Here is a 16,864-nt window from a genome sequence, read left to right on the forward strand (position 1 = left end):
GGCCGGATGAAGGCGCTGACCTGTGTGGATGCGGACCGGTTCGCGGTGCGGGCTCAGCCGGCGGACACGGTGACGTCGTCGAAGACGACCTCGCCCGCGGCATCGGATTCGGCGAGATCGACCACCGCGTCGATCGACCAGCCGTGGTCGCCCGCCGGGTCGTCGAGCACTTGCCGCACCTGCCAGAACCCCGGTCTTCGTTCGATCTGGAACAGTTGCGGGCCTCTGGCGTCGGGGCCGGTGCCGATCCGCTCGTACTCCCCGAAATAGCCGGCGAGTTCCTCCGCCCAGTCCGGGCCGGGGCTCAACTCGGCCAGGTCGTCCCAACGCCGTAGCGCGGCCAGTTCGACGCGGCGGAACATCGCGTTGCGGACCATGACCCGGAAGGCGCGCTCGTTCGCGGAGATCGGGCGCACCGTCTCCGCACCGAAGGCGACCTGATCGGCGTCGGTCTCCGCGCCGGGGTTGGTCAGCTGCTCCCATTCGTCCAGCAGACTCGAATCCACTTGGCGGACCAGCTCACCGAGCCACTCGGTGACGTCGTCGAGTTCCTCGGTGCGCGCCGACTCGGGCACCGTGCGCCGCAGCGCGCGGTAGGCGTCGGCAAGGTAGCGCAGCACCACGCCCTCGGAGCGGGCCAGCTCGTAAAAGGAGATCAGCTCGGCGAAGGTCATCGCGCGCTCGATCATGTCGCGCACCACTGACTTCGGCGCGGGCGCGAACTCCGACACCCACGGATGCCCGCCCCGGTAGGTCTCGTAGGCCGGTTCGATCAGCTCGGCCAGAGGCTTGGGCCAGGTCACCTCTTCGAGCAGTTCCATCCGCTCGTCGTAGTCGATGCCATCGGCCTTCATCTCCGCGATAGCTTCTCCGCGCGCCTTGTGCTGCTGGGCCATCAGCAGCTGGCGGGGATCCTCCAATGTGGATTCGATCAGCGATACGACGTCGAGGGTATAGCTCGGCGCGTCCTTGTTCAGCAGATCCAGCGCGGCCAGCGCGAACGGTGACAGCGGCTGGTCGAGCGCGAAGTCACGTTGCAGGTCGACGGTCAAGCGCGCGCGTCGGCCCTGCGCGTCCGGTTCCGGCAGTTGCTGGACCACACCGGCGTCACGCAGGGCGCGATAGAGCCGGATAGCGCGCAGAATGTGCCTGCGCTGGGCGGGTCGTGGCTCGTGATTGTCTTCGAGCAGGTGACGCATGGCTTCGAAACAGTTGCCCGGTCGGGCGATCACGTTCAGCAACATGGCGTTGGTGACGGTGAACCGCGACACCATCGGCTCCGGCTGGGCGGCGACCAAGCGATCGAAAGTCTCTTCGCTCCAGGAGACGAAGCCCTCCGGCGGCTTGCGCCGCTGCACCTTGCGCTGTTTCTTGGGGTCGTCGCCCGCCTTGGCCAGCAACCGGGTGTTCTCCACCTCGTGTTCGGGGGCCTGAACGACGACGGTACCCATGGTGTCGTAGCCCGCCCGGCCCGCGCGACCGGCGATCTGATGGAACTCGCGGGCTTTCAACCGGCGGGTACGCACACCGTCGAACTTCGTCAGGCCGGTGAGCAGCACCGTGCGGATGGGCACGTTGATACCGACGCCGAGGGTGTCGGTGCCGCACACCACCTTCAGCAGACCGTCCTGAGCGAGCCGCTCGACCAAGCGGCGGTATTTCGGCAGCATGCCCGCGTGATGGACGCCGATGCCGTGCCGGATCAGCCGCGACAGGGTCTTGCCGAAGCCCGCCGCGAACCGGAACTCGCCGAGCGCTGCGGCGATCGCGTCCTTCTCCGCGCGGGTCGCGAAGTTCACACTGGTCAGGGCCTGCGCACGTTCCAGCGCGGCGGCCTGGGTGAAGTGCACCACGTAGACCGGGGCCTGATGGGTGGTGACCAGTTCTTCGAGGGTCTCGGTGATCGGGGTGCGGGCGTAGGAGAAGCTCAGCGGTACCGGGCGCTCGGTGCCCGCGACGACCGCGGTGGAACGGCCGGTCCGGCGCTTCAGGTCACGGGCGAAGAAATCGACGTCGCCGAGCGTCGCCGACATGAGCAGGAATTGGGCGCGGGGCAGTTCCAGCAGCGGGACCTGCCAGGCCCAGCCTCGGTCGGGATCAGCGTAGAAGTGGAATTCGTCCATCACGATCTGGCCGACGTCGGCGTCCGCGCCCGCACGCAGCGCCAGATTGGCCAGGATTTCCGCGGTGGCGCAGATGATCGGCGCGTCCGGGTTCACCGCGGCGTCGCCGGTGACCATGCCGACACGCTCGGCGCCGAACACGTCGCAGAGGGCGAAGAATTTCTCGCTCACCAGCGCCTTGATCGGCGCGGTGTAGTAGGTGCGCAGGCCCTGGGTGAGCGCGAACAGATGTGCGCCGACCGCGACCAGCGACTTTCCGGAGCCGGTCGGGGTGGCGAGGATGACGTTGGATCCAGAGGCCAGCTCGAGCAGTGCCTCGTCCTGCGCCGGATACAGCGCGGTGCCCTGCTCGGCGGCCCAGATCCCGAACGATTCGTAGAGCGCGTCGGTGTCGGTTCCCGGGATGTCGAGCAGTTCGGTCAGATCCACTCCGACCACCCTACGGCCTCGCTGTCGGCGACGCGTGCAGGGGCGATCGGCACCGGATCCGCCCGGAAGTCAGTCCCACTCGCGGTTGTCGTCGCCGTTGTAACCGCCCTGCTCGGCGAGGAATCGTTCGAACTCGGCGCCCAGTTCGTCGCCGCTGGGCAGCTCGCCGTCACCGACCAGCAGGCTCGACTGACGCTCCTGGGCGGTGACAAAGTTGTCGTACTGCCGCTCCAGTGCGTGCACCACGGTCTCCACTTCGGCGTTGCCCGCGATGTGCTCGTTGACCTGTTCACGCACCCGCGCGGCGGCCTCACCGAGCGCGGCCAGCGGAAATTCCAGGCCCGCGTTACCGGCGACGTTCTCCAGCAGGGTTTGCGCGGCCTCCGGGTAGGCGGTCTGCGCCAAGTAGTGCGGAACGTGTACCGAGAAACCGACCGACTCGTGACCGTGCTGGGCCATGCGGAACTCCAAAAGCGATGAGGCGCTGCCGGGCACCTGGAGTTCGCCCGGAAACCGCTGATGCTCGGAGATCAGATCGCGATCGGAGGAATGAGCGGTCACCCCGAGTGGCCGGGTGTGCGGAATGGCCATCGGAATCGCGCTGAGCCCGATGCTGCGGCGCACGCCGAGCTGTTCGGCGAGCAGGCGTACCGCAGTGGTGAACTTTTCCCAGCGTAGGTCCGGCTCCAAGCCCGCGAGCAGCAGGAACGGGGTGCCCGCGGTGTCGCGCAGCGCCCACAGGTTGAGCTCCGGCTCGGCGTACTCGGCGAAGTGATCGGTCTTGAACGTCATCAGCGGGCGCCGCGATCGGTAGTCCAGCAGCTCGTCCACGTCGAACGAGGCGACCAGTTCGCTTTCGAGGCTCTCGCGCAGGTGCGTGGTGGCCAGCCGCACCGCGTGCCCGGCGTCGGTGAATCCTTCCAGCCCGTGCACCAGAACCGGGCCCGAGCCGTCGGCCGACGACAGCTGCGGAGCGGGAAACTCCAGTTCGTACATTCGCGACTCGTAGTCCATCGCGTACTCCTTCCTGCGCGGTTCCTGCGGCCCGGACGCGTACCTCACGCGCGAGTGTGGTTGCCTGCCCGATCGTGACCACGGTTGGTGTTGTGGCGCGATCAGCAGTCGTCCGGGACGCCGACCACCGTCCATTGTCCCCCATGCCGATGACGGCCATCGCACTCGGCCGGGCATGGACCCATACCCCAACGCAACATCATCGGTGGCCCGTGCATTCCGGTCCGGCGGCGTGGCAGCTGCGGCGGCGGACCCGAAGTTGGCACAGTGAGGGTGTGACCGTGGTGGATTCGACGCGCAGCAGGCTCGGCTGGACGGTGCCGGTCGTCTGCGTCGCAGTGCTGGCCGGATGCGGTTCGACGGTGCCGGGACGCCCGGTTTCGTCGGCGCTCCCCACGGTGACCCGGCAGGTGAGTGCGGAACTGCCGACGCTGTTGCCGGATCCGGCGCAGTTTCCAGCGCGGTATCCGGCGGTGGTACTGCCGCAGCAGGCCGTAGCCCAGGCCGCGGGCGATCTGGACGGCATGGGACGTGGTGCCGCCGTGCAACCCAGCCGGTGTGTGCCACCCCGCCAGGACTTCGGCCCCGATCGGACGGCGATGGCGGTGGGCACGGACGACGCCACGCGCGCCAGTTTGACCGTCGAATTGGCGCGCACCGACGAGCCGTTGGCGTCGTTGCGGGCCAGGCTGGCGCAGTGCGGATCGGTGCGGGTGACCCGCGCGGGCGCCGCGACCACTGTGTGGACCGAGTTGGACGCGCCACCACCGGTCGATGCCGATGACGCTGTGGCGCTGCGCCGGACCGTGCGGCCGGAGGCGGGCGGTGCCGGGCTCATCCAGTCCATGCGGACACTCGTCGCTCAGCTCGACGATGTGCGAATCTCGGTGACCTACATGTCTTTCGATGACGGTGAACCGGATATGGCAGCCCTGGACACACTGTTCTCGACGGCCGTGCGAAAGGTGCGAGAGGGGTGATCGCAACTGGCCCTGGGCCGCGCCCGGCGGCACGATAGCACCTGCCACCGACAGTGATCGCGGTCGGCGCCGTCCGGTGGGCGGGATCATGCACAGCGCGAAGCGAATTCCCCAGCCCAGCTGAAAGGCCTGGTCGGCAGCCGATAATGAAGAGCGCGGACGGGAAGACTCGCCGCATGAGCACTTCCGCGACACCTTATCCCGCTCCTGAGCCGGTCGATGCCGAGTCCGCGTCCGCGTCCGCCGGCAAGGACCGTGCCACATGTTCGGGTCCGCGCAGCCGTAGTGCACCGAGCTGCCCTGCCTCCTTCGGCGCCGGAAGCGCCGATCACGTCGATATCGTTGCGCGGGTGGCATTTTCGGCACCCCGGGTGCAGACAGCCGGGAAAACCTCGCGGCGTATCGGCGTCGCTCGGGACCGAATGACCCATTGTTGCGACGAGCCTCCACCATTCGTTCGTGATGTTCCGGAACACGCTGTGCGCGTGGATGATCCGGGCGAACTAATTGCGGCCATTCCCGCGATGCTGGGCTTCACCCCGGAGCGGTCGGTGGTGGTGCTCGTCTTGCGGCACGGGGCCGTGGAAGCGGCAGTGGTCGACGCGGTGGTGCGTTTCGATCTGGACTCACCCGGTGGAGGGCGGGTGCTATCCGGGACGCTGGCCGCTGCCGTCACGCGGATCTGCGGCGATGAGGCAGCTTCGGTACTGGCGGTCCTCGTCGACGATCGCGCCGAAGAACCGCAAGTCCACGCGCAACGGCATCGCTGCGCCGCGGCGCGATTCGACGTACTGGTCGCAGCGCTGGGTAGGCGCTTGGCGTTCTCCGGTATCGCGCTCGGCGGGGTGTGGGCTGTACGCCGGATCGCCGCCGGGCAGCGCTGGTGGAACCTGGCAGGACCGGACCGGCGTGGAGTGCTGCGGGATCCGGCTGCCTCGATGGTTGCGCTGACCCATGTGCTGGATGGCAGGCAGATCCGCGGCTCCCGCTCCGAACTCACCGACCTGGTCGCGGTGGACGCGCCGACGGGTGCGGAAGTGGCGGCGCATTTGGAGAACGCGCTTGTCCTCGCGAGGGAGCGGTATGCGCGGGCTGCGCGTCGCGGTGATACGAGTGAATACAGCAGGCAGGCCCTCGACTACGTCCTGTGGCAGATCGCCAACATCTCGTCCGGCGCAGCGCTGACGGCGCCCGAACTCGCGAAACTCGCCGCCGCCCTGCGGGATCGAGCCGTCCGGGACACGATGTTCGCCCTTGCCGTCGGCGACCATGCCGCCGCCGCTGAAGCGCTGTGGGCAGCGCTGACCCGCGCACTGTCCGGTCCGGATCGCGCCGAGGCCGCAGCACTGCTCGGCTACAGCGCGTATGTTCGCGGTGACGGTCCACTCGCGGGGATCGCGCTGGAGGCCGCGCTGGAGGCGGATCCTGGTCATTCGATGGCAGTGCTACTCGACACCTCGCTGCGCCTGGGTATGCGTCCCGAGCAGTTGCGGCGGCTTGCCCGCAGTGGTTACCAGACCGCCGCCGGTCTGGGGGTCGATCTCGGCATGCAGGCACCGTGAGCAGGCGGTGTAGGTCGGATGTCCGAGTCGGTGGGGGTATTTTCGCCACCGGGCTTCGGGCTTGCCGTGCCGGGATTCGCGTCGTCGCGGAGTCGCTCGGTCGGGCTCGCGAGGGTGCGCGTGCCCGAGCCGGGGCATGGCCGACTCGGGCAGTGCGGAGCCGACTATCGAGCGCTGTGCGCTCGGGAACCGAGCGACTGGAGGAAGCTCCAGGCGTCCATGACGATCTCGTCGAGGTCGTTGTGTTCGGGCTGCCAGCCGAGTTCGGTGGTGGCGCGCTCACTGGAGGCGATCAGCGTCGCCGGGTCGCCGGCGCGGCGCGGCGCGTCCAGCGCGGCGATCGGCAGCCCGGTGACGCGCTCGCAGGCCGAGATCACTTCTCGCACGGAGAATCCGGTACCGCTGCCGAGGTTGTAGATCCGGTGGGTGCCCGCTTCCGCGGTCGCCAGGGCAAGCAGATGAGCTTGGGCGAGGTCGCGGATGTGGATGTAGTCGCGGACCGCCGTGCCGTCCGGGGTGGGCCAGTCGGTACCGAAGACCGAGATCGCCTTGCGGTGACCGGCCGCGACCTGCAACACCAGCGGGATCAGATGCGTTTCCACCACCCGGTTCTCGCCCAGACCACCGTAGGCGCCCGCGACGTTGAAATACCGGAGGCTGGTAGCCGCAAGCCCGTGCGCGATCGCATAGGAGGTGATGGCGTGGTCGATGGCCAGCTTCGACGCGCCGTACGGATTGGTCGGCCGGGTCGGGGCGGTCTCCGTGATCGGCATCTGCTCCGGATCCCCGTAGACGGCCGCGGTCGAGGAGAAGACCAGCCGCGAGGTGCCCGCGCGCCGCATCGCCTCCAGCAGTTCGAACGTCTTCACCACGTTGCCGTGCCAGTATTTCTCCGGCTGCTGCACCGATTCCCCGACCAGCGACTGCGCCGCGAAATGCAGGACGCCGTCGAAAGCTTCGGTCGCCAGCAGCGCAGGTGCCGCCACCGCCACATCGCCTTCGACGAACCGGGCGCCGGAGGGAACGCCGTCGGCGTTGCCCGTGGACAGGTCGTCGACCACGACCACCTCGTGTCCAGCTTCGAGCAGAACCTGGGCGCAGACGCCACCGACGTAGCCCGCGCCACCCGTGACCAGAAGTTTCACGCGTCAGACCAGCTTCACTTGGACGGCGTGCGCCATCTCGTCCGACAACTCGAAACCATGATGCCCGGACACGGTGATGACGACCGTGCCCGGCTTGTTCTCGACCGTGACGCGCGCGTCCGGCACGACGCCCGCTTCGCGCAGGCGGCCGATGACCTCCGGGTCGGTCTGGATGTGCTCCGCGAGCCTGCGCACGACCACCGCGTGCATTCGCCCGTACGGCAGATCCGACAGCCGCACCAGCCTCTCGTCGGCGGCCGTCGGCGGCATGACGCCCAGTTCGTCCAGACCCGGGATGGGGTTGCCATACGGGGAGGTGGTCGGGTGGTTGAGGACCTCGACCAAGCGTCGCTCGACGTCCTCGCTCATCACGTGCTCCCAGCGGCAGGCCTCCGCGTGCACGTTCTGCCAGTCGAGTCCGATGATGTCGACGAGCAGCCGTTCGGCCAGCCGGTGCTTGCGCATCACCGCCACAGCCATGCCGCGACCCTTCTCGGTCAGTTCCAGATGACGGTCTCCGGCAACCAGCAGCAAACCGTCCCGCTCCATCCGTGAAACGGTCTGGCTCACTGTCGGGCCACTCTGCTCGAGGCGCTCGGCGATCCGGGCGCGCAGGGGCACCACGCCCTCCTCCTCGAGGTCGTAGATGGTACGGAGATACATCTCCGTGGTGTCGACCAGATCCTTCACCTGTTACCCCTTCGTCGGCACGAATTCTACCCACGCACGCCGACACCGCCGTCTGCCGGATCGTGTCGCTTCGCGCTGCGTCCGACGTATCCGGCGGCGCCCCGGCAAACCGGTCGGCGCACGGCAGGCCGCCGTGACCGCATTTGCTCGTACTTGTACTGCATAGGAACGTTCCGCGAGGTCGCTTGCTTCCCGCTAGCGTTGCGAGTATGGCCACTGCACCGCATGGAGAACCGCCGGCGCCGGCGCCGCCCAGCACGACCCGGCCGGGAACCGTCGTCTGGACCGACCGGTTTCTGGATTACGCCTGGACCCCGGAGCATCCGATGAAACCGGCGCGCCTGAAGTTCACCATGGCACTGGCGGAAAGTCTCGGATTGCTCGAGGGTGTCGAACTGCTCGAACCCGCCGGCGCGCAACGCCCGGACCTGCTGCGCATTCACACGCCCGACTACCTCGACGCAGTCGAACACGCCGTGCCGCCGATCGGTTCGCCCGCCGCACCACCCTATGGCTTGGGGTCGCCGGACAATCCCGTGTTTCCGCGCATGCACCAGGCCGCGTCCACGATCGTCGGTGGCACCCTGACCGCGGCCCGTGAGATCGCGGAGGGACGCACCAAACGCGCGGTGAGCATCGGCGGTGGCATGCATCACGCGATGCCCGATTCGGCCGCCGGGTTCTGCGTCTACAACGATCCCGCGGTGGCCATATCCTGGCTTTTGGACCATGGATTCGACCGCATCGCCTACATAGACGTGGACGTACACCATGGTGACGGTGTGCAGCGGGCCTTCTACAGCGATCCTCGGGTGCTCACCATTTCGCTGCACCAGCACCCGGCAACCTTGTGGCCCAACACCGGTTGGCCGGGGGAGACCGGCGCGGGCGCGGCGGAGGGTACATCGATCAACTTGGCGCTGTTACCAGGCACGCGGGATGCACAGTGGCTGCGTGGTTTCCATGCGGTGGTCCCCGGCGCGGTGGCAGCGTTCCGTCCGCAGATCGTGGTCAGCCAGTGCGGGGTGGACACGCATCGGGAGGACCCGCTAGCCGACTTGGAACTGACCGTCGATGGTCAGCGGGCGGCCTTCCGAGCTATGCGCGACCTCGCCGACCGGTATGCCGACGGACGCTGGCTCGCCCTCGGCGGTGGCGGATATGGTCTGGTCCGGGTGGTGCCGCGAGCCTGGACGCATCTGCTGGCCACCGCGTTGGATCGAACCATCGACCCCGGGACGCCGATCCCGCAGAGCTGGATCGACGGAATCCGAGCCGTGGCGCCGCAGTCGGATCCGCCACGCACGATGGGCGACGGTGGTGACGGTGCCTACCGCCCGTGGGACGGTCCCGGTGGAACCGGGGAGACGGGGGACGTGCGGCTCGACCGCGCCCAACACGCCGTCGACATGGCCGTGCTGGCTACCCGCCGAGCGACTTTCGGGTTGCTGGGCCTCGATCCGGAGGACCCTCGTGACTGATTTCCCTGATACCGACGCACCTGTTACCGACGCTGCGGCTGCCGCAGCCCCCGCTGCCAACGCCCCGGTCACCTCGCCTCGGCCGCCGCAGCACTGGTTCGCCGACGTGCTGGCCTCCGATGGCGGCGTCGTGCGGCTTCGTCCGATCACGCCCGACGACGCTGATCGGTTGCAGGAGTTCCATCGCGCACTGTCCGAGCGCACCAGGTATCTACGGTATTTCGGTCCATATCCGCGGATCTCGCCCAATGACCTGCACCGGACCACGCATGTCGATTACCGCGACCGGGTCGGGTTGGTGCTGGAACTGGGCGAGGCGATCGTGGCGGTAGGACGCTACGAGCTGTTGGACCGGGTAGGCCCGCGGGCGGCCGAGGTCGCGTTCGTGGTGGCGGATGGGCATCAGGGGCGTGGGCTCGGATCGATTCTGCTGGAACACCTGGCCGGCGCCGCCGCCGAGAACAGGATCGACACCTTCGTCGCCGAGGTGCTGGCGGAGAACACCGTCATGGTGACGGTGTTCCGTGAGGCGGGCTATCACGTCGAGCGCAGCAGGGACGGCTCGGTGCTGCACCTGGAGTTCGCCATCGACCCCACCGAAGCGCTGCTGTCGGTCCGTGATTCGCGCGAACGCGCCTCGGAGGCGCGCAGCGTGGGCAATTTGCTCGCACCGCGATCGGTCGCGGTCATCGGCGCCACCCCGGCGGAGGGGCGGGTCGGTGGAGTGGTCCTGACGAACCTGCTGTCCGGTGTGTTTCAGGGACCGGTGTTCCCGGTCAATCCCCACCGCAACTCGGTGCGTGGGGTACGTGCGTACGCGACCGTGCGGGAGATCCCCGACGAAGTCGATCTCGCTGTGGTCGCGGTGCCGCCTACGGCGATCGGGTCGGTATTGGACGACTGCCTGGCCAAGGGCGTCAAGGGTCTCGTGGTGCTGACCGCCGGGTTCAGCGAAACCGGTCCGGACGGTGTGGCGGCCGAACGTGAGCTCGTCGCAGCGGCGCGCGGCCACGGGATGCGCGTGGTCGGACCGAGCGCGCTCGGTATCGCGAATACCGACCCGCGGGTGGCCATGAACGCGACACTGGCCACGGTACTGCCCGGCCGTGGACGCATCGGATTCTTCTGTCAATCCGGGCCATTGGGCGCGGCGATTCTCGGCGAGGCCGCCGCGCGCAATCTCGGCCTGTCGACGTTCGTATCGGCGGGTAACCGTGCCGACGTGTCCGGCAACGACCTGCTGCAATATTGGGACAGCGATCCGGACACCGACGTGGTGCTGCTCTACCTCGAGAGCTTCGGCAATCCGCGCAAGTTCTCCCGGATCGCGCGACGGGTGGCCAGGACCAAGCCGATCGTCGCGGTGAGCAGTGGCCGGTCCGTCGCCCAGCCGGACGGTGGTATGGACCGCTCGATCGTGCGGGATCTGTTCGCGCAGGCGGGCATCGTGCAGGTGGACTCGATTTCCGAGCTCTTCGACTGCGCTGCGCTGCTCGCCTATCAACCGCTGCCGCGCGGCCCGCGGACGGCGGTGGTCGGCAACAGCGCGGCCCTCAACTGGCTGGCCATCGATGCTGCCAGGGGCGAGGGGCTTCGGGTCGGCGACCCGGTGAATCTCGGCCCGGAGGCGTCACCGAGCGCGTATTCGGATGCCCTGGTCGCGGCCCTGAGCTCGGACGAGATCGACGCTGTGATCGTCCTTTTCGCGCCCCCCGTGCCACTGCCGACTGCCGGGTTCGCCGATGCGATCCGCGCGGCGGCGGCCGCCGTGCCCGATGCGGGGAAGCCGATAGTCACCACATTCTTCGCAGTGCAAGGGCTGCCGCACCTGCTCACGGTGCGCGGCGAGGACGACACCGCGGTGCGCGGATCGATTCCTTCGTATCCCGACCCGGAACGCGCCGCGCGGGCACTGGCCCGGGTCTGGCGTTATGCCGATTGGCGGACTCGGCCGGGGTCCGCGGTGGTACGGCCGCACGGCATCGACACCGACCGCGCCCGCCGGCTGGTGGCCGACTGGATGGCCGGATCGGGCGGTCGCCGGCTGACTGATCTGCAGACCGTGGAACTGCTTGCCTGTTACGGCATTTCGGTCGTGGAGTTTCGCGAGGTGCGCACCGCCGACGAGGCGGTCTCGGCCGCGGAGGAGCTCGGTTACCCGGTGGCGGCCAAGGCGACCGGCGAGTTGTGGCGGCGCAGGCCGGATCTCACTGGCGTCCGACTGGATCTGTGGCGGCCGACGGCGGTGCGGCAGGCGTACACCGATCTGGCCGAGCTGTGCGGCGATCCGGTGCTGCACATCCAGAAGATGGCCACCAAGGGTGTCGGCTGCATCCTGCGCGTGCAGGACGATCCGTCCTTCGGGTCGGTGATCGAGTTCGGACTATCCGGCATGATTATCGAACTCCTCGGTGACCGCGCCTACCGGGCACTGCCGTTGACCGCTGACGAAGCCACCGCTTTGATCGACGCGCCGCGCGCCGCCCCGCTGCTGTCGGGTACTGCCGTCAGTCCGCGCGTCGACAAAGCCGCCCTCGCCGAACTCGCCCAGCGCATTTCGGCTTTGTTCGACGACCTGCCGGAGATGCGAGAACTGTCCTTCGACCCGGTGCTGGCCTCGCGTAGCTCGGCCGAGATCCTGTACGCACGTGCCAGGATCGGCCCGGAACCGAGCCGCTTCGATACCGGTCCGCGCCGGCTGGGTTGAGGTCACTGCAGCCGGCGCGGCGAAGTAGGCACCCCGACGACAGGGTGGCGCGCCTGAGCCGTTGGCTCGCACAGGCCATGTCGCAGGTTGCTCGATAACGGACGATCGCTTTTGCCACGATCTGTGGAGGCCAGATTCGCCCGATAGAAAGGCCTGCCCGCCATGAAGATCCGAATCCCTGCTCTGTTGTCACTGTTCGCGGCGGCCCTCACCGCGTGCTCGGTCAGCATCGGCACGCCGAAGGTGGCAGAGGCAGACTTGGAGAAGTCGGTCCGAGACTCGCTCACGCAAAAAGTCGGGCAGGAACCCGACGCGGTCGATTGTCCGGGCGACCTAACCGGCAAGGAGGGAACGACGATGCGCTGCACGCTGACCGCGGGCGCCGACGTCCTGGGCGTGACCTTGACCGTGACCTCGGTCGAGGGCGACACGGTCAAATACGACATCGCCTTCGACCAGAGCTGAGCACGCCCGAGGGAGGGGAGGGGAGGGGAGGGGACACCGCCGACCGGTTACCCGCGACGCCCGGAGGGGGCGGGCGCGCGTGGTCACCGGTCGGCGTGGGAAGGTGACCCCTGGAGGGCCACCGAGTCGGGCACCGGAGCTACCTGCGAGCTACCGGTGCTGGGGATGATCAGCTGGCGTACGCGCGCAACCGGTCGGCCCGCTCGCCTTTGCGCAGCTTCGCCATGACTTCACGCTCGATCTGGCGCACCCGCTCGCGGGAGAGGCCGAAGAGCTTGCCGATCTGGTCCAGGGTGCGCGGCTGGCCGTCGTCCAGGCCGAAACGCAACCGGATGACCTGCTGTTCGCGCTCGTCCAGGGTGGCGAGGACGCTGCGAACATCGTGGTGCAGGAGACCGGCGATGACCGCGGACTCGGCGGAGGTGGCCTCGGAATCCTCGATGAAATCACCGAGCGGGGCCTCTTCGTCGTTGCCGACCGGCATGTCCAGGCTCACCGGATCACGGCTGTGGTCGAGCAGATCGGAGATCTTGTCGACCGGGATGCCCGACTCGTTGGCCAGTTCTTCGTCGGTAGCCTCCCGGCCGAGCTGCTGGTGCAGTTCGCGTTTGATCCTGGCCAGTTTGTTCACCTGCTCGACCAGATGGACGGGCAGCCGGATGGTGCGGCTCTGATCGGCCATGCCGCGGGTGATGGCCTGGCGGATCCACCAGGTGGCGTAGGTGGAGAACTTGAAGCCCTTGGCGTAGTCGAATTTCTCCATGGCCCGGATCAGCCCGAGGTTGCCCTCCTGGATGAGGTCGAGCAGCGGCATTCCGCGGCCGGTGTAGCGCTTGGCGAGCGAGACAACAAGGCGCAGGTTGGCTTCGAGCAGATGTGACCGGGCGGCCTGACCTTCGCGCACGATGAGGGCTAGATCCCGCTTCCGGCCGGCCGGCAGCCGCTTACCGGTTTCCAGCAGATGCTGCGCGTAGAGGCCCGCCTCGATGCGCTTGGCCAGCTCGACCTCGTCGGCAGCCGTGAGCAGCGCGGTGCGGCCGATCCCGTTCAGGTACACGCGTACCAGGTCGGCGGCAGGGCTCTGGGCGTCGAGGTCCGAATCGCTGGTGCGCACACGAGTGGTGGCGGGGCTTGTCATGACTTGCCTCCTGTCGGTGGTGTCTCACTCCGATCAACGGACCCGACAGGGAGAAAGTTCCCCGTTACGGCTGACGTAAACCGCTCTGAGCTGCGGTTTCCTTCTCTCTCTTCTGAGAAGTTCCTGAGAAGCAGCGCGTTGCGGGGCGATCGCCCGGCCGGGACCGGCGCCGGTTGCCGTACGGTTACACGGGCCGTACCAATCCGTGACGTACCAGCCCGGTTACCACGGACAACGCGTCGGCCGCGAACTCGGCGGTCACCTCCTCGCAGCCGTAGGCAAGCGCCAGTAGTTCGACCAGCTGGTACAACGGCAGGCCGTCGGCTCGCATTCCCGCCAGCAGCGCGATGGTGGTCTCGTCCACTTCGTGCTGCCAGCGCGGGCCGTCGCCCCGATGCAGCCGCGCCACCTCGGGTGCCCAGCCGTCGGCGCCGGACAGGTACACGCGCTCCAACGCGGTCGCGGGGTCTACCGCGAAACGGGTGGACCAGGCGAGATTCGTGTCGTCATGCACGGCGCGCAACCAGGCCGAACGCTCGAAATAGCGGGCGGCCTCCTCGCCGAGCGGGTCGTCGAAGCCGTGCACGAGGTCTTCGGCGAGCAGTTCGGTCGGACCGTCGATGGCACGCAGGTAGACGAAGCCGAAACCGATGCCATCCACCGCAGCCGAAGCGAAGGCGTCCAGCCAGCTCTCCGCACGGGCTTGCGTCGCGGGATCGCGCGGGTCCAGACCTGCATCGCGCAACCAGGTGCCGACGTAGAGGGCGGGATCGGCGACGTCGCGCTGCACCACCCAGGCGTCGACACCGTATGCGGGCAACCAGGACGAGACTCGCTCGCGCCAATCCTCTCCGTCCACATGGACCCACGCGGCCAGCATCGCGGCGGTGCCGCCCGGTGCGAGCAGGTCGGCCGCCTGGGAGCACACCAGTTCGCTTGCGCCGTCGAGCGCGAGGCCGGAGTCACGGTAGGTGTGCTCGACGCGGGCGGGACCCACGACGAACGGTGGATTGGCCACGATCTGGTCGAAGCGCCTACCCCGGACCGGGTCGAACCAGGCACCTTCGACCAATTCGATGTCGAGGTCGTTCAGCGCGGCGGTGGCTTCGGCCAGCCAGAGCGCGCGGGGGTTGACATCGGTGGCCGTGACTTGCCGGGCGTAGGCGGCGGCATGTATCGCCTGTACTCCGCACCCGGTGCCGAGGTCGAGCACCGTGCCGACCGGACGGGTCGGGGTCGCGCGCAACAGCGAGAGAGAGGCGTGGCCGACGCCGAGCACGTGGTCCTCGGTCAGGGTCCGCGGGCGCATCGAGTCGTCGAGGTCGGACAGAATCCATCGCGTGCCCGCCCCGGTGTCCAGTGGGCGCAGGTCCAGCGCCGCCCGTACGGCGTCGCCGTCACGGACGAGCAGTCCCGCGGCGACCGCGCGATCCAGGTCCACCGGCGCGAGCGCGGCGGCGACTTCCCGCTCGGGCAGCGCGTCGCCGAGCAGCAACAGCCGGATGAGCGTGCCCAGCTCGCCTGCTCCCTGCGCCGCCCTGCGCACCGGAACCGGCTCCGAGCGGCCCAGCGCGGCATGCGCATCGCCCAGCACCTCGAGCAAGGTGTCGGCGTCGTAGCCGACGCGGGTCAGGGCGGTCCGCAGGTCCGGGCACAGCGCGGTGAGCAGCGGTTCGGTGGTAGTCGCTCGGTTCGTAGGCACATCGGTACTCTGCCACCGCCACCACTCGGCATGGACGCGGTGTCCGTGTATCACAGCCCGGGCGCCTGAGGGTGTGTCGCGCCGAGCTGTTCGGCCGACAGCCCCGTAACGTTGGGCCGACCCGCGCCGCCACAAGGCTCGCGCGGCCCGGCGAATCCGCGGTCGCAGTATCCGCGTATTCGCGTATCACAGCCTTGGCGTCTGAGGGTGCGTCGCGCGGAGCCGTTCGGTCGACAGCCCCCCGCAACGTTGCGCCGATCCGTGCCGCCACAAGGCTCGAGATTGGCTGATCCGCGGTCCCTTGCGCTGTACATCCGAGCCCTCGAGCGATGACGTGGACGCTGGCGCACCGAAACCTACCATCAGCGCGACCCGGCCCAACAGTCCGAATATGGCTTGGGCCGCAAGGCAACTCATATGGCTGGCGATGTGTGCACGTCGTGCCTGGCGGCGGCGTAGAGAAGGCCGCTGTCGATGAGCGGCCGGGCGGCGTCAGACGCCGTTCGGGTCGCGCGCGGTGACACAGTAGTGCGCGTCACTGGGATCGCTCAGCACGATCCAGTGCTCATGGCGCCGCAGCACAGTCGCGCCGAGCGATTCGTGCCAGGCCGCGGTGGCTTCGATGTCCTGGGCGGCCAGGTCGACGTGCGCGCTGGTCGAACGGTTCTCGCCGAGGCGCTGCAACAGCAACTGTGCGGGCAGTGGTTGCGCTGGGCGCAGACGGGCGAATTCCGGTCGTCCGCCGGGCTGGGACGTCCAGCCGGTCAACAATGACCAGAAGCGGGTTTCGACCTCGTAATCAGCGGCGCCGATATCGAGGCACACCTGGTCCAGCCGCGACAGCGTGCCGTCTGGTGCGGGCACGGCCGGAGCGGGCGTGCTCATGGCGCGGCCGCTCGGGGTGAGGCAGAACGTTTGGCCGCTGGGGGAGCGCAACACGGCGTAATCGGGGTGATTGGCGACCAGTTCGGCGCCCAGGTCGAGCGCTGTACGGACGGCAGCCGGTATGTCGTCGACGTCGAAATCGAGATGGACGCCGCCGAGACCCGTCACCGCCTGCATTTTCACGCTCGCGGCGGCGAACAGCGCCGGGTCGGGCAGCAGGGTGAGGAACTCGTCGTCCGGACCGCGTCGCGGCGAGAGCTGGGTACCGGTGACCGTGGACCAGAACTTCGCACAGTCGTCGAAACGCTGTGCCGGGCGGTCCAGGAAAACCCAGATCCACCGAATCATGTTCACTCCTGTCCTAGTGCCCCGAGCCAGTTCCCCGAGCTGGTTCCCGAGAACTTACCGAAGTGGTGACCGTCGTGCGGACGGCTTCGCTGCGACATCAGGGGCGCCTACCCAGGTTGTCCGAACACACAGCGACCCGCAGAATGGCGCGAATTCGACGATATGTGGCGTTCCGGCCACTAGTTGCGGAAGCAA

General features: G+C 68.4%; 12 protein-coding genes. 5 read left to right on the forward strand and 7 right to left on the reverse strand.

Annotated features, from left to right (window positions below):
• Positions 1–53 precede the first annotated feature (53 nt).
• Together ACT86A_RS07100 and ACT86A_RS07105 are read right to left on the reverse strand one after the other, a co-directional pair.
• Complete coding sequence (locus tag ACT86A_RS07100) at positions 54–2,552, reverse strand: DEAD/DEAH box helicase (RefSeq protein ID WP_445091177.1); 2,499 nt, start codon at positions 2,550–2,552, stop codon at positions 54–56.
• Positions 2,553–2,621: 69 nt separating this feature from the next.
• Complete coding sequence (locus ACT86A_RS07105) at positions 2,622–3,566, reverse strand: PAC2 family protein (protein WP_445091178.1); 945 nt, start codon at positions 3,564–3,566, stop codon at positions 2,622–2,624.
• Positions 3,567–3,847: 281 nt separating this feature from the next.
• Between ACT86A_RS07105 and ACT86A_RS07110 the strand changes: the two genes are divergently transcribed.
• On the forward strand, positions 3,848–4,546 hold the full coding sequence (locus ACT86A_RS07110) for a sensor domain-containing protein (protein ID WP_445091179.1): 699 nt from the start codon (positions 3,848–3,850) through the stop codon (positions 4,544–4,546).
• 485 nt (positions 4,547–5,031) lie between these two features.
• Complete coding sequence (locus ACT86A_RS07115) at positions 5,032–6,108, forward strand: DUF4192 domain-containing protein (RefSeq protein WP_445091180.1); 1,077 nt, start codon at positions 5,032–5,034, stop codon at positions 6,106–6,108.
• A 164-nt stretch (positions 6,109–6,272) separates the two neighbouring features.
• Here ACT86A_RS07115 and galE read toward each other — a convergent pair whose 3' ends face one another.
• Both galE and ACT86A_RS07125 read right to left on the reverse strand, forming a co-directional pair.
• A complete protein-coding gene (galE, locus tag ACT86A_RS07120) occupies positions 6,273–7,253 on the reverse strand; it encodes a UDP-glucose 4-epimerase GalE (protein ID WP_445091181.1) in 981 nt (326 codons plus the stop codon).
• A 3-nt stretch (positions 7,254–7,256) separates the two neighbouring features.
• The gene (locus ACT86A_RS07125; RefSeq protein ID WP_445091182.1) at positions 7,257–7,943 is read right to left on the reverse strand and encodes an iron-dependent transcriptional repressor DtxR; all 687 of its coding nucleotides are present in this window, start codon (positions 7,941–7,943) and stop codon (positions 7,257–7,259) included.
• A 209-nt stretch (positions 7,944–8,152) separates the two neighbouring features.
• On the opposite strand from ACT86A_RS07125, the gene ACT86A_RS07130 reads away from it, so the two are divergent.
• The 3 genes from ACT86A_RS07130 to ACT86A_RS07140 all read left to right on the forward strand — a co-directional run bounded on the left by ACT86A_RS07130 (position 8,153) and on the right by ACT86A_RS07140 (position 12,596).
• Positions 8,153–9,424 (forward strand): acetoin utilization protein AcuC, encoded by a 1,272-nt coding sequence (locus ACT86A_RS07130; RefSeq protein ID WP_445091183.1) that lies wholly within the window; start codon positions 8,153–8,155, stop codon positions 9,422–9,424.
• Entirely contained in the window at positions 9,417–12,131 is a 2,715-nt protein-coding gene (locus tag ACT86A_RS07135) for a bifunctional acetate--CoA ligase family protein/GNAT family N-acetyltransferase (protein ID WP_445091184.1), read from the forward strand. Before ACT86A_RS07130 ends, ACT86A_RS07135 begins: the two co-directional genes overlap by 8 nt.
• 162 nt (positions 12,132–12,293) lie before the next feature.
• The gene (locus tag ACT86A_RS07140) at positions 12,294–12,596 is read left to right on the forward strand and encodes a DUF4333 domain-containing protein (protein ID WP_445091185.1); all 303 of its coding nucleotides are present in this window, start codon (positions 12,294–12,296) and stop codon (positions 12,594–12,596) included.
• A gap of 169 nt (positions 12,597–12,765) precedes the next feature.
• Here ACT86A_RS07140 and ACT86A_RS07145 read toward each other — a convergent pair whose 3' ends face one another.
• From ACT86A_RS07145 to ACT86A_RS07155, 3 genes are all read right to left on the reverse strand, one after another.
• Complete coding sequence (locus tag ACT86A_RS07145) at positions 12,766–13,734, reverse strand: sigma-70 family RNA polymerase sigma factor (protein ID WP_445091186.1); 969 nt, start codon at positions 13,732–13,734, stop codon at positions 12,766–12,768.
• A 184-nt stretch (positions 13,735–13,918) separates the two neighbouring features.
• Positions 13,919–15,436, reverse strand: coding sequence for a DUF7782 domain-containing protein (locus ACT86A_RS07150; protein WP_445091187.1), 1,518 nt, complete (start codon positions 15,434–15,436; stop codon positions 13,919–13,921).
• 492 nt (positions 15,437–15,928) lie between these two features.
• Complete coding sequence (locus ACT86A_RS07155; RefSeq protein WP_445091188.1) at positions 15,929–16,669, reverse strand: VOC family protein; 741 nt, start codon at positions 16,667–16,669, stop codon at positions 15,929–15,931.
• Positions 16,670–16,864 lie beyond the last annotated feature (195 nt).

This window comes from Nocardia glycosmidis (assembly GCF_052545115.1).